Annotated in this window: 1 pseudogene; it reads left to right on the top strand. The window is 51.7% G+C overall.

Annotated elements, in window-relative coordinates:
• Positions 1-121: 121 nt before the first annotated feature.
• Positions 122-511: pseudogene (locus tag F8N00_RS18255) on the top strand (protein phosphatase 2C domain-containing protein); the annotation flags it as partial.

Raw genomic sequence — 511 nt, 5'->3', positions numbered from 1 at the left:
GGGCTCGGAGATGTGTATAAGAGACAGGACGTACACGATGGACCCGGATAACTACGAAAAACGATTACGCTTATTCTTGCAACCGTACTTGCGGGAGATGTAAAGAAGGGAAGACTGATGCATGCAGACGACACATCCATCCTACTTCTGGGTCGGATCCGACGAACCATTCGTCGACACGAAGCAGATTGACCAGATTGGTCGAGTGACGCTCGGACGATTCGGAGGCTGCTCAAGAAGCGGTCAATATAAAAACGAAGACGGGGCTGCCATCTTAATCGGCGACGATTGGGAGATGACCGTCGTCTTAGACGCTCATAAGACAGCGGATAGTGCGGCACTTGTCTTACAGCAGTTAGCACAACACGAGTCGCGCATTCGGACTGATCTTGATGCCCCACTTACGGACGCATTCCAACGAATCGAGACGACCGTGCTGGATCTATTTCAAGATCCGGACTTTTTAGCGGCGTGTGCGACGTCTGTCTCTTATACACATCTCCGAGCCCAC

The sequence above is a fragment of the Exiguobacterium sp. A1_3_1 genome (assembly GCF_048985645.1).
In the GTDB taxonomy this organism is placed as follows: Bacteria; Bacillota; Bacilli; order Exiguobacteriales; family Exiguobacteriaceae; genus Exiguobacterium_A; species Exiguobacterium_A indicum.
Note: the sequence above shows the minus strand (reverse complement) of the source record. Positions and strands in the feature narration are given on the sequence as shown.